Annotated in this window: 14 protein-coding genes; 10 read left to right on the top strand and 4 right to left on the bottom strand. The window is 66.3% G+C overall.

Features of this window, described 5'->3' with window-relative positions:
- The first annotated feature begins 27 nt into the window (after positions 1–27).
- Positions 28–645 carry a GGDEF domain-containing protein gene (locus tag VF631_RS12650; RefSeq protein ID WP_431850669.1) on the top strand — a complete coding sequence of 206 codons (618 nt, stop codon included), beginning with the start codon at positions 28–30 and terminating at the stop codon, positions 643–645.
- A gap of 127 nt (positions 646–772) precedes the next feature.
- Here the strand turns inward: VF631_RS12650 and gpmA are convergent, their stop codons facing one another.
- The 3 genes from gpmA to VF631_RS12635 all read right to left on the bottom strand — a co-directional run bounded on the left by gpmA (position 773) and on the right by VF631_RS12635 (position 3,222).
- Positions 773–1,459, bottom strand: a complete 687-nt coding sequence (gpmA, locus tag VF631_RS12645) for a 2,3-diphosphoglycerate-dependent phosphoglycerate mutase (protein ID WP_431850668.1) — start codon at positions 1,457–1,459, stop codon at positions 773–775.
- Positions 1,460–1,603: 144 nt separating this feature from the next.
- Positions 1,604–2,734: a M14 family metallopeptidase gene (locus VF631_RS12640; RefSeq protein WP_431850667.1), complete on the bottom strand. Its 1,131-nt coding sequence runs from the start codon at positions 2,732–2,734 to the stop codon at positions 1,604–1,606.
- A complete protein-coding gene (locus VF631_RS12635; RefSeq protein WP_431850666.1) occupies positions 2,731–3,222 on the bottom strand; it encodes a hypothetical protein in 492 nt (163 codons plus the stop codon). Before VF631_RS12635 ends, VF631_RS12640 begins: the two co-directional genes overlap by 4 nt.
- A gap of 80 nt (positions 3,223–3,302) precedes the next feature.
- Here VF631_RS12635 and galE point away from each other — a divergent pair, with 80 nt between their 5' ends.
- The 5 genes from galE (at position 3,303) to VF631_RS12610 (ending at position 6,871) form a co-directional block, all read left to right on the top strand.
- A complete protein-coding gene (gene galE, locus VF631_RS12630) occupies positions 3,303–4,316 on the top strand; it encodes a UDP-glucose 4-epimerase GalE (RefSeq protein ID WP_431850665.1) in 1,014 nt (337 codons plus the stop codon).
- A 73-nt stretch (positions 4,317–4,389) separates the two neighbouring features.
- Positions 4,390–4,515 (top strand): type B 50S ribosomal protein L36, encoded by a 126-nt coding sequence (gene ykgO / locus VF631_RS12625; protein ID WP_006833921.1) that lies wholly within the window; start codon positions 4,390–4,392, stop codon positions 4,513–4,515.
- A 42-nt stretch (positions 4,516–4,557) separates the two neighbouring features.
- The gene (locus VF631_RS12620) at positions 4,558–5,190 is read left to right on the top strand and encodes an HAD family hydrolase (RefSeq protein ID WP_431850664.1); all 633 of its coding nucleotides are present in this window, start codon (positions 4,558–4,560) and stop codon (positions 5,188–5,190) included.
- Positions 5,191–5,231: 41 nt separating this feature from the next.
- Positions 5,232–5,996 (top strand): histidine phosphatase family protein, encoded by a 765-nt coding sequence (locus VF631_RS12615; RefSeq protein WP_431850663.1) that lies wholly within the window; start codon positions 5,232–5,234, stop codon positions 5,994–5,996.
- The gene (locus VF631_RS12610) at positions 5,993–6,871 is read left to right on the top strand and encodes an NAD(P)H-hydrate dehydratase (protein WP_431850662.1); all 879 of its coding nucleotides are present in this window, start codon (positions 5,993–5,995) and stop codon (positions 6,869–6,871) included. The genes VF631_RS12615 and VF631_RS12610 overlap by 4 nt, the downstream gene beginning before the upstream one ends.
- Here the strand turns inward: VF631_RS12610 and pyk are convergent.
- Complete coding sequence (gene pyk / locus VF631_RS12605; RefSeq protein ID WP_431850661.1) at positions 6,868–8,337, bottom strand: pyruvate kinase; 1,470 nt, start codon at positions 8,335–8,337, stop codon at positions 6,868–6,870. The two genes, VF631_RS12610 and pyk, sit on opposite strands and share 4 nt — an antisense overlap.
- Positions 8,338–8,472: 135 nt before the next feature.
- On the opposite strand from pyk, the gene VF631_RS12600 reads away from it, so the two are divergent.
- The 4 genes from VF631_RS12600 to ruvA all read left to right on the top strand — a co-directional run bounded on the left by VF631_RS12600 (position 8,473) and on the right by ruvA (position 10,615).
- Positions 8,473–8,715, top strand: coding sequence for a DUF2312 domain-containing protein (locus tag VF631_RS12600; protein ID WP_431850660.1), 243 nt, complete (start codon positions 8,473–8,475; stop codon positions 8,713–8,715).
- Positions 8,716–8,784: 69 nt separating this feature from the next.
- Positions 8,785–9,528, top strand: a complete 744-nt coding sequence (locus VF631_RS12595; RefSeq protein WP_431850769.1) for a YebC/PmpR family DNA-binding transcriptional regulator — start codon at positions 8,785–8,787, stop codon at positions 9,526–9,528.
- On the top strand, positions 9,525–10,022 hold the full coding sequence (gene ruvC / locus VF631_RS12590) for a crossover junction endodeoxyribonuclease RuvC (RefSeq protein ID WP_431850768.1): 498 nt from the start codon (positions 9,525–9,527) through the stop codon (positions 10,020–10,022). The genes VF631_RS12595 and ruvC overlap by 4 nt, the downstream gene beginning before the upstream one ends.
- Positions 10,019–10,615 carry a Holliday junction branch migration protein RuvA gene (gene ruvA / locus VF631_RS12585; RefSeq protein WP_431850659.1) on the top strand — a complete coding sequence of 199 codons (597 nt, stop codon included), beginning with the start codon at positions 10,019–10,021 and terminating at the stop codon, positions 10,613–10,615. Before ruvC ends, ruvA begins: the two co-directional genes overlap by 4 nt.
- Positions 10,616–10,635 lie beyond the last annotated feature (20 nt).

The raw sequence follows: 10,635 nt of genomic DNA, 5'->3' as shown, positions 1-10,635 counted from the left end.
CAACACCCGGTTTGTAAGGACAGGCAGATGGCGGATCAGGCAGGCTTCATCCCGCGCTTCCCGGAAGGGGAGGTGAGCGCCGACGCTCGCGCCATGATCGCGCAGCTTGCCGATCAGAATGCGCTGCTGCGCGCCTCGCTCGTCGAAGCGCGCGAACGGCTGGGGGAACTCGAGCAGATCGCCGACACCGACACGCTGACCCCGCTCCCGAACCGCCGCCGTTTCATTCGCGAACTCGAGCGCGTCACCGCCCAGGCGAGCCGCCACGGCACTCAGGCGGCGGTGCTCTACATCGACCTGGAATGTTTGAATGCGGTCAACGACAAGCACGGCCATTTCGCTGGCGACGCCGCCTTGATCCACGTCGCGCGCCTGCTTGGCGGGCTCATCCGCGCCAACGATTTCGCCGCCCGCATCGGCGGCGACGAGTTCGCGCTGATCCTGGATCACCTCGACCACAACAGCGCGATCGACACGGCAGAACGCATCGCCCGCTACATCGCCTCGGTGCCGCTCGATCTCGGCGGGAGCCTGGTGATGCTGACCGCCTCGATCGGCATCGCGTCGGTGCTGGCCGGCGACAGCGTCGACGATGTCCTGCGCCGCGCCGACCGGAACATCGGCCGGGCCAAGAGCCGAGACTGATTGATCCTCTCCCGCACGGGGGTGGGGGCCGGCCGACGGCTGATGGAGGGTGTCTCGAGGCCCACAATGCGCGTGCAGAGCCCCCTCCGTCGCGCTTACGCGCGCCACCTCCCCGTCCCGGGGAGGATCATCTATCCTTCAGGTAATAGCGTTCGACCTCGCGCAGCCCCTCGTCCAGTTCATAGACGATCGGCTGGCCTGTCGGAATCTCCAGACCGCTGATGTCCGCCTCGGAGATGCCGGACAGATGCTTGACGAGCGCGCGCAGCGAATTGCCGTGGGCCGAGATGAGCACCCGCTTGCCGGCGCGAAGTTCCGGGACGATGCGGGCCTCCCAATAGGGCAGCACGCGCGCGATCGTGTCCTTGAGGCTCTCGGTCTGGGGGATCGGCACGCCCTTGTACCGCACGTCCTTGGCGAGGTCCCAGGGGCTGCCCTCCTCGGGCAAGGGCGGCGGCACGTCGAAGCTGCGGCGCCACAGCTTGACCTGGTCATCGCCATGCCGGGCGGCGGTCTCAGCCTTGTCGAGGCCTGTGAGGCCGCCATAATGGCGCTCGTTGAGCCGCCAGTCCTTCTCCTCGGGCAGCCAGAGCCGGCCCATCGCTTCGAGCGCGATGTGCAAGGTCTTGATCGCGCGGGTCTGGAAGCTGGTGAAGGCAAGATCGAAGTCGAGCCCGCGCTCGCGCATCAGCTCGCCGGCCTCGCGCGCCTCCTGCTCGCCCTTCGGAGTCAGGTCGACGTCCCACCAGCCGGTGAAGCGGTTCTCGAGGTTCCAGGCGGACTGGCCGTGGCGGATCAGGACGAGGCGGGGCATCATGTCTCCTTGACCGCTCATCCTGAGGAGCCGCTGAGCGAAGCCGAAGTGGCGTCTCGAAGGACGAACAACGATCCTTCGAGATGGGCCTTCGTCGGGCTCAGTCCCTCCTCAGGATGAGCGGAATGGGCAGGTTGTGACCAACTAACGGCGGAACGGCAGGTCGTCGATGATCGCGTGGAGCGCATCGAGGCATGAGCGGGCGAGGAGGCGGGAGCGGTCGGGGGACCAGCCTTCGTCTGGGTCGGGCAGGTCGTCATTGTCCTTGAACGGCATTTCCAGCGTCATCGCGATCGCCCCGAAGCGCTCGGCGAGCTGCGCTGTCGACATGGAGAGGTTCGCCTGGCCGGGACCGGCAACTTCGTAACCCTTCCTGGTCTGGAAGTCGGGCGAAAGGCGGACGAGTTCGGCGCTGTAGCGGTTGTACAGGTCCTGCTGCCCTTGAGCGAAACTTGGAATGCCTTCGAAGCCGGCCATGAAGTTGGCCGCGATCGCCTCGTCGCCATGCACGTCCATCGCGAAGTGGACGCCGGTTTGATCCATTTCATTGCGGACATGGAGCACTTCGGGGCTGCGCTGGAGGCTCGGATCGTGCCACTCGCGGTTTAGATTGATGCCGACCGCGTTGGTACGGAGGTGGCCGCGGCGGGAACCGTCCGGGTTCAGGTTGGGAACGATGTGGAAGGTCGCCCTGCTGCGCAGCCGGCGAGAGACCGGATCGGCATCGTCGAGCAACTTGTCCAGCGCGCCTTCCATCCACCAACTCGCCATGGTCTCGCCGGGATGCTGGCGGCCGTACAACCAGACCTGGACCGGGCCCTGGCCGAGCTTGAAATAGTCGATCTCCTGCCCGTCGAGCGTTTGCCCGAGCGAACGATATTCGACTGCCGGATTGCTCGCCACGGCCGCGACCAGATCGTGGTGCATCTCCATCGTATACGGGGCGAAGTAAGCGAACCAGACGCTGTTCGCCGCCGGCGTCACCCGGATGGTCAGAATGCCGCCCTGGTAGCTGGTCTCGACCCGCTCCCAACGGTCCCGGTCCTCGCTCATGCAGGCGCGGTAGCCGGGCCAGCCGAGCGGGTAAGCGGATTCTGCGCAGTTGATGATGCGAAGTTCGACCGGCTGACCGGCCGCACCGGTCAGCCTGAAGTAGAACCACTGGTAGAATGTGCTGCGATTGTCCTTGACGATTTCGAGGTTGATACGGCTGCCGTCGATGGCGACGAGACGGATGTTGCCGCCGTCAAAGGCGCTCGTAACGGAAAGGGTCATCGCAGCCTGATAGTGCGGCCCGAGTCTCCGGGAAAGTCTCGAAACACCGCCTCTGCGAGCGTCTGCACGGCGGCTACGCGGCCGGCAGCCGAGCCGTAGGTTCCAGGCTGGGACGTCGCCTGGCCCTGCCAGAAGACACTGCCCTCGGAGCGGCGTTTCAGCCCGACCTCGAGCCTGGTCGCGCCGCCGGCGTCGGAAACGTCGACGAGCGCCACCTGTTCGCCCTGACCCTGGTTCGGCAGCACCGTCCAGCCGAGCCGGGTCAGCTGCTGGCGCACGGCGGCGGCATAGGTCGGGAATTCGGGGCTGGTCGCGTCGGCCGCATCGGACGCTTCCACCGCGATCTGCCCGCGCGCGATCGGCTGGCCGAGATGGGTGCGCATCACTTCCAAACCCGCGGTTTGCTGGCCGCCGCTGCCGCCGTCGCGTGCGCATGCGGCGAGCGCGATCGTCAGGATGAGCGCCGAACTTCTCAGAAAAGCGTTCATTTCCCGAATCCTCCTCGCTAGACCGCTGCATCGTATAGGCGGTGAAACGATCTTGTCGCCCCTTTGCTGCAAGGATGATCATGAACGGACGAGTGGAGAAGCTGCCCGTGCTGGTGACGGGCGGGGCGGGCTATATCGGCAGCCACGCCGTACTGGGCTTGCTGGATGCGGGCTGGCCGGTGGTGGTGATCGACAATCTGGTGACCGGTTTCCGCTGGGCCGTTCCCGAAGGCGCGGTGTTCGCGCAGGGCGACATCGCCGACCAGGAACTGATCGCAAGTTTGATCGCCGAGCACGGGATCGGGGCGATCATCCACTTCGCGGGCTCGATCGTGGTTCCGGAAAGCGTTGAGAACCCGCTCAAATATTATGAGAACAATACGGTGAAGAGCCGCTCGCTGATCGAGAGCGCGGTCAAGGGCGGGGTTCGCCACTTCATCTTCTCGTCGACCGCGGCCACTTACGGCATCCCGGAAGCGGTGCCGATTACCGAGCAGACCCGCACCCAACCGATCAATCCCTATGGCTGGTCCAAGCTGATGACCGAGCGGATGCTTGCCGATGTCGCCGCCGCCCACCCGCTCAATTACTGCGCGCTACGTTATTTCAATGTGGCCGGCGCCGATCCGAAGGGCCGCTCGGGCCAATCGACGGCGGGAGCGACCCACCTGATCAAGGTCGCGGTGGAAGCCGCGATCGGCAAGCGCGGCCACGTTTCCGTGTTCGGCACCGACTATGGGACGCCCGACGGCACCGGCATTCGCGATTATATCCATGTCAGCGATCTCGCAGCCGCCCATGTCCACGCGCTCGAGAAGCTGATTGTCGATCCCGAGACCAGCCACGTGATGAATTGTGGCTACAGCCGCGGCTTTTCCGTGCTGGAAGTGCTGGACAGCGTCGACCGCGTCACCAACATGACGATCGAGCGCCGGATGGAGCCGCGCCGCGCAGGCGATCCCGACGCGCTCGTCGCCGACAATTCGAAGATCCTCGCCACCCTGCCGTGGCGGCCCCAGCGCGCCGATCTCGACACCATCGTCCAGGATGCGCTCGCCTGGGAGCGCAAGCTTGCAGAGCGGCAGAATGCTTGACGGGACCCGCGCTCATGACTAGGTGGGCGGCTTCCCATTTCAGCTTGGTTTAGAAAGACGGGCGTTTACGGCCATGAAGATCCGCAACTCCTTGAAGTCCTTGAAGTCGCGCCACCGCGACTGCCGCGTGATCCGCCGCCGGGGCCGCACCTACGTCATCAACAAGACCAATCGTCGCTTCAAGGCGCGCCAGGGCTAAGCCCAGCGCATCAAAGTGGTACTTTGATGCGGGTTTCAGAACGTGGCTAAGCCGACGGCCGTCATCTTCGATGTCGGCAACGTTCTTTACGGCTGGGATCCAGACAGTTTTCTCGTCCGGCAGATCGCCGACGATGAAGCGCGCATGCGCTATATCGAGGATGTGGATCTCTGGGCCTGGCACGACACGCTGGATGGGGGCCGCTCGTTCGGCGAGGCCGCGGCCGAATTGTCCGAGAAGTTTCCGGATTATGCGCATCTGATCTCCGCCTGGGGCGATCGCTTCGGCGAGACGATCAGCGATCCCGTTCCCGGCATGCACGCGCTCGTCGGGGAACTCGACGCGCGCGGCGTGCCGCTTTTCGCGATCACCAACTTCTCGGCCGATTTCTGGCAGCCGTTCCGGGCACGCGAGGAGGCCTTCTTCTGCCGCTTCCGCGACATCGTGGTGTCCGGCGAGGAGAAGCTGCTCAAGCCCGATCCCGCGATCTACTATCTCGCGCTCGATCGGTTCGGGCTGAACCCCGCCGATGCGCTGTTCGTCGACGACCGCCTGGTCAATGTCGAAGGCGCGCGTGCCGTTGGGATGCACGGGCATCTGTTCACAAGTGCGGATGAATTGCGGGCGCGCTTAGCCGAGGAGGGACTGCTCTACTCTCTTCGTGGGGGGTTCTAGAGTGAGCGCAACCTCTCCCGCCCTCACTCATTGTTCCGTCCATGCGGCAAAGATGGCCCTCCCGCCTTTGGATCGTCCGTCACGGGCAGAGCGCCGGCAATGTCGCGCGCGAGGCGGCGGACAAGGCGGGGCTCAGCGAGATCGATATCGCGCATCGCGATGTCGATGTGCCGCTGAGCGATCTTGGGCACGCCCAGGCCCGCGCGGTGGGGCACTGGTTCGCCGCTTTGCCGGAGCATGAGCGGCCGGAAATCATGCTGGCCTCGCCCTACGTCCGTGCACGTCAGACCGCGCAGGCGATCTGCGAAGCGGGCGGCGTGGCCGGCGCGACCCGGCCGCCGATCATCGACGAGCGGCTGCGGGAGCGCGAGTTCGGCGTTTTCGATCGACTTACCGTCGCCGGCATCAAGCAGAAGTTTCCGGACCTGGCCGAGCACCGCGCCCTGCTCGGCAAATTCTACCATCGCGCGCCCGGAGGCGAGAGTTGGGCTGACGTGATCCTGCGCCTCAGGAGCGCCCTGGATTCGATCAGTCTCCATTATTCCGGGCACCGCGTGCTGATCGTCTGCCACCAGGTGGTGGTGCTTTGTTTGCGCTACATCCTGGAAGAAATGGACGAAGCGCAGGTGCTCGCCGTCGACAAGCGGGGAGAGGTGCTGAACTGCGGCGTCTGCGAATATGATTTCGACTGCTCGGACCCGCTCGGATGCCAACCCAAGCTCGTCCGCTACAATTTCGCGGCCCCGCTGATCGAGGAGAATGCCCCGATCACCTCCGCGCCCGACGCGGTGGTCGCCGCGCGGTGAGCGAGCCGGAGGTCCTGGACGTCGAGTGGCTGAAGCGGAACCCGTTGCCGCACCATTCCGACGATGGCGACAAGGAGGATCGCGGCCGCCTGCTCGTGATCGGCGGCAGCCGCGAACTGGCCGGGGCCGCCTTGCTGGCCGGTGTGGCGGGTCTGCGCGCCGGGGCGGGCAAGCTCCAGATCGCGACGGCGGCGAGCATTGCCATTCACATCAGCGTCGCTGTTCCCGAGGCGCGGGTGATTGGGCTTGAGGAAACTGCCGAGGGATGCATCGCAACCAGCGAGATCGATCGGATCCTTGGATGGGCGAAGGACGCGCAGGCCATCCTGCTCGGCTGCGGGCTGCAACATGGCGCGCCGCTCGGAAAGCTGCTCGACCGGCTGTTCGAGACCGGGCTGGAGGTGCCGCTCGTGCTGGATGCGGCCGTACTGGGGAGCCTGGCCGAGCGGGCGGAGGCGCTCAAGGACTGGCCCGGCGGCGCGATGCTGCTTCCTCATGCCGGGGAGATGGCGCGGCTACTCGGGACCGACCGGGATGCGGTATACGCGGATCCTCTCGCCGCGGCTCGGCAAGCGGCCGAGAGATACGGCGCCGTCACTCTCATCAAGGGGGAATACAGCCACATCGTCGCGCCGGACGGCCGTGCGGTGCGGTTCAAGGGCGGAGGAGTGGGTCTCGCGACCTCAGGCTCGGGCGACACCCTGGCCGGCATCGTGGGCGGTCTCGCCGCGCGCGGCGCCGACCCGTTCACCGCCGTCTCCTGGGGCGTCCACCTCCACGGTGAGGCTGGGCGGACGCTCAGCCGCGATGTGGGCAGGGTAGGCTTCCTCGCGCGGGAGCTGCTCGACCTCGTGCCGGGATTGATGTTCGACTAAGCCGGCTTGTGCCGCTCCAGCTCGTCGCCGGCCAACCGCACGACATGCACCACGTTGGTCGATCCGGGCGTCCCGAAGGGAACGCCGGCGATGACCACGATCCGGTCGCCCGCTTTGCCCAGCCCGTGACGCAGCGCCATGCGCTTGGCCTTGCCGACCATCTCCTCGAAGCTGGCGACATCGCGCGTGCGCACGGCATGGGCCCCCCACAGCAGGCCCATGCGCCGCGCCGTCCTCGCCGAGGGCGTCAGCACCAGTAGCGGCACCGACGGGCGCTCGCGCGCGACCCGCCTCGCGGTCGAGCCCGACAGGGTGAAGCAGACGATCGCAGCCGCGCTGACGGTGCCGACGATGTTGGCAGCGGCTTCGGCGATGGCGTCGTTGGTGGTCGGATCGGCCGGCGTCTCCGTGAAGTGAACGCGCGCGCTGTAGCCGGGATCGCGCTCCACGCTGGTCGCGATCCGGTTCATCATCGACACGGCTTCGAGCGGGAACTGGCCCGATGCGCTTTCGGCCGAGAGCATGATCGCGTCCGCGCCGTCATAGACCGCGGTCGCCACGTCCGACACTTCGGCCCGCGTCGGCGAGGGCGAGGTGATCATTGATTCCAGCATCTGGGTCGCGACCACCACCGGCCGGCCCAGCCGTCGGGCCGATTCGACGATGCGCTTCTGCATCGGCGGCACTTCCTCGGGCGGCAGTTCCACCCCGAGGTCGCCGCGCGCGACCATCACGGCGTCCGATAATTCGAGAATGCCGTCGAGCCGGTCGAGCGCTGCAGGCTTCTCGATCTTGGCAAGCAGGGCCGCGCGGCCCGCGATCAGCCGCCGCGCCTCCGCCACGTCCTCCGGCCGTTGCACGAAGGAAAGCGCGATCCAGTCGACGTGGTGATCGAGCGCGAAGTGCAGGTCCGTGCGGTCCTTGTCGGTCAGCGCCGCCATCGGCAGCACGGCGTCGGGCACATTCAGGCCCTTGTTGTTCGAAATCGCGCCGCCAACCTCGACCATCGTCTCCAGCCGGTCGGGCGAGACATTGGTGACGCGCAGCACGAGCTTGCCGTCATCGATCAGGAGCCGCGTGCCCGCCGCGACGGCCTCGAAAATCTCGCGATGGGGCAGGTTGACGCGCTTGGTCGTTCCCGGCGTCTCGTCGCGGTCGAAGACGAAGGTCTGGCCGTTCTCCAGCATCTGCTTGTCGCCTTCGAAGCGGCCGACGCGGAGCTTCGGCCCTTGCAGGTCGGCAAGGATGGTGGTCGGTCGCTCGAGCTCCTTTTCCATGCTCCGGATGATCTCGATCCGGGCGAGGTGATCGGCGTGACTGCCATGGCTCATGTTGAGCCGGAACGCGTCGGCGCCCGACTTCAGAAGCTGGCGGATCATCTCGGGCGTGGCGCTAGCGGGGCCCAGGGTGGCGAGAATGCGGACCTTGCGGCTGCGCGGCGTGAACTGGCTCGGCGACTTGCTCATCTGGGCTCCTGGCTCGCGCTTGGTGGCCGAATAGCCACTCCCGGTGACAGTTCAACCCGCCGCGGCCCGGGAGCCGCTTGAGCCTGCCCAAGCGGATGCCTAGACGGGCCGTTCACCATCATTTTGGAGCAGAGAATGTCTGAAGGAACGATCGCGGCCGACGAACTGCGATTGCTGATCGAACGCATCGAGCGGCTGGAAGAAGAGAAGAAGTCGATGGCCGACGACGTCAAGGACGTTTACGGCGAGGCCAAGGCGCGCGGCTACGACACCAAGACGATGCGCACCATCATCCGCCTGCGTAAGATGGAGAAGCATGTCCGCGACGAGGCGGAGATGCTGCTCGACACCTACAAGGCGGCGCTCGGGCTGGGCTGACGTTGAAGCGGGCATCGCGCGCGGCTACAGCTTGGGCCAGCATCAACAACGAGAGTGAACCACCGCGCGATGGCCGGCCATTCCAAGTTCAAGAACATCATGCACCGCAAGGGCGCGCAGGATAAGAAGCGCTCGGCGATGTTCTCCAAGCTTTCCCGCGAGATCACGGTCGCGGCCAAGATGGGCACACCCGATCCCGACATGAATCCGCGCCTGCGCGCGGCGGTGATGGCGGCCAAGGCGCAGTCCATGCCCAAGGACAATATCCAGCGCGCGATCGACAAATCCTCCATGGGCGACGCCGCGGATTATGAGGAGCTGCGTTATGAAGGCTTCGGGCCGGGCGGCGTGTCGCTGATCGTCGAGGCGTTGACGGACAATCGCAACCGCACCGCCACCAACGTGCGGACGATTTTCTCGAAGAATGGCGGCAATCTCGGCGCCTCGGGATCGGTCAGCCACGGCTTCAGCCGGCTCGGCCTGATCGGCTACCCTGCCAACGCCGGCAGCGCCGACGCGGTGTTCGAGGCCGCGATCGAGGCCGGCGCCGAAGATGTCGAGAGCGACGATGAGGGCCACCAGATCTGGACCGCGCAGGAGGATCTGCACGAAGTCGCCAAGGCGCTCGAAAAGGCCCTGGGCGAACCGGAAAGCACCAAGCTCGCCTGGCGCCCGCAAACGCCCGTCGAAGTCGGCGAAGACGAAGCCGGGTCGCTCCTCAAGCTGATCGACGCGCTCGACGAGGACGACGACATCCAGACCGTCTGGGGCAATTACGAAGTCTCCGATGAGGTCATGGAGCGGTTGAACTGATCCTGATCGGCCTTGATCCGGGGCTCGGCTGCACGGGCTGGGGCGTGATCGCGGCGGAGGGCAATCGGCTCCGGCACATCGCCAACGGGCAGGTTCGCACCGATGTGAAGGCCGAGCTGGCAAGCCGGCTGCTCCACCTGCACGACCGGCTGTTCGAGGTCATCGCCGAGCATCGGCCGGTCGCGGCGGCGGTCGAGGAGGTGTTCGTCAACGACAACGGTCAGTCGACGCTCAAGCTCGGCCACGCCCGCGGCGTGCTGCTGCTGGTCGCGGCGAGGAGCGGGCTCCCAGTCGGAGAATATTCACCGTCTCTAGTCAAGAAAGCGGTGGTGGGAACGGGCGGCGCGGACAAGGCGCAGGTTCACGCGATGGTTTCGCGGCTGTTGCCCGGCATCAAGATCGCCGGCGCGGATGCGGGCGATGCGCTCGCCGTCGCGATTACGCATGCGCACCATCTCGGCACGCGCCGCGCGCTGGGGCTCACGGTCGCATGATCGCGAGCTTGCGCGGACGGCTGCTGAGTTTCTCGGCCGATCACGCCGTCGTTGATGTTGGCGGCGTCGGCTATCTGGTCGGCGCCTCCACCCGCACTCTCTCCAGCCTGGGCGCGATCGGCGACGAGGTCGTGCTCCACACCGAGATGCTGGTCGCCGAGGATTTCATCCGTTTGGTCGGCTTCGGCTCGGCCGAGGAGCGCGACTGGTTTCGCCTGCTTACCTCTGTGCAGGGCGTCGGCGCTCGCGTCGCGCTCGGCATCCTGTCGGCGCTGACCGGCAACGAACTCCACCGCGCGATCATGAGCGGCGACAAGGCGATGGTGGCGCGGTCGCAAGGCGTCGGCCCCAAGCTCGCCCAGCGCATCGTGAACGAACTCAAGGACAAGGCCGGCGGCATCGTGCTTGGCGCGCAGACGGTGCCTCCTGCCCCGGCTGGAAGCCACGCCGCGGACGCCGTCTCAGCTCTCCAGAATCTCGGCTTTCGCCCCGCCGAAGCGGCGGCTGCTGTCGCCAAGGCGGAGGAGGAGATTGGAGTGGGCGCAAGCCTCGATGCGCTCGTTCGGCTGGCGCTCAAGAAGGCGGCGCGGTAAGATGTCGGCGAGGAGCATGT

The sequence above is a fragment of the Allosphingosinicella sp. genome (genome assembly GCF_036387615.1).
In the GTDB taxonomy this organism is placed as follows: Bacteria; Pseudomonadota; Alphaproteobacteria; order Sphingomonadales; family Sphingomonadaceae; genus Allosphingosinicella.
Note: the sequence above shows the minus strand (reverse complement) of the source record. Positions and strands in the feature narration are given on the sequence as shown.

Bases quoted from the DNA above. Each gene is read 5' to 3' on its own strand.
- VF631_RS12615 (WP_431850663.1), top strand. From the start codon at position 5,232: ATGCGGCAAAGATGGCCCTCCCGCCTTTGGATCGTCCGTCACGGGCAG.
- VF631_RS12650 (WP_431850669.1), top strand. From the start codon at position 28: ATGGCGGATCAGGCAGGCTTCATCCCGCGCTTCCCGGAAGGGGAGGTG.
- gpmA (WP_431850668.1), bottom strand. From the start codon at position 1,459: ATGCCCCGCCTCGTCCTGATCCGCCACGGCCAGTCCGCCTGGAACCTC.
- VF631_RS12640 (WP_431850667.1), bottom strand. From the start codon at position 2,734: ATGACCCTTTCCGTTACGAGCGCCTTTGACGGCGGCAACATCCGTCTC.
- ruvA (WP_431850659.1), top strand. From the start codon at position 10,019: ATGATCGCGAGCTTGCGCGGACGGCTGCTGAGTTTCTCGGCCGATCAC.
- VF631_RS12600 (WP_431850660.1), top strand. From the start codon at position 8,473: ATGTCTGAAGGAACGATCGCGGCCGACGAACTGCGATTGCTGATCGAA.
- galE (WP_431850665.1), top strand. From the start codon at position 3,303: ATGAACGGACGAGTGGAGAAGCTGCCCGTGCTGGTGACGGGCGGGGCG.
- pyk (WP_431850661.1), bottom strand. From the start codon at position 8,337: ATGAGCAAGTCGCCGAGCCAGTTCACGCCGCGCAGCCGCAAGGTCCGC.
- ykgO (WP_006833921.1), top strand. From the start codon at position 4,390: ATGAAGATCCGCAACTCCTTGAAGTCCTTGAAGTCGCGCCACCGCGAC.
- VF631_RS12635 (WP_431850666.1), bottom strand. From the start codon at position 3,222: ATGAACGCTTTTCTGAGAAGTTCGGCGCTCATCCTGACGATCGCGCTC.
- VF631_RS12595 (WP_431850769.1), top strand. From the start codon at position 8,785: ATGGCCGGCCATTCCAAGTTCAAGAACATCATGCACCGCAAGGGCGCG.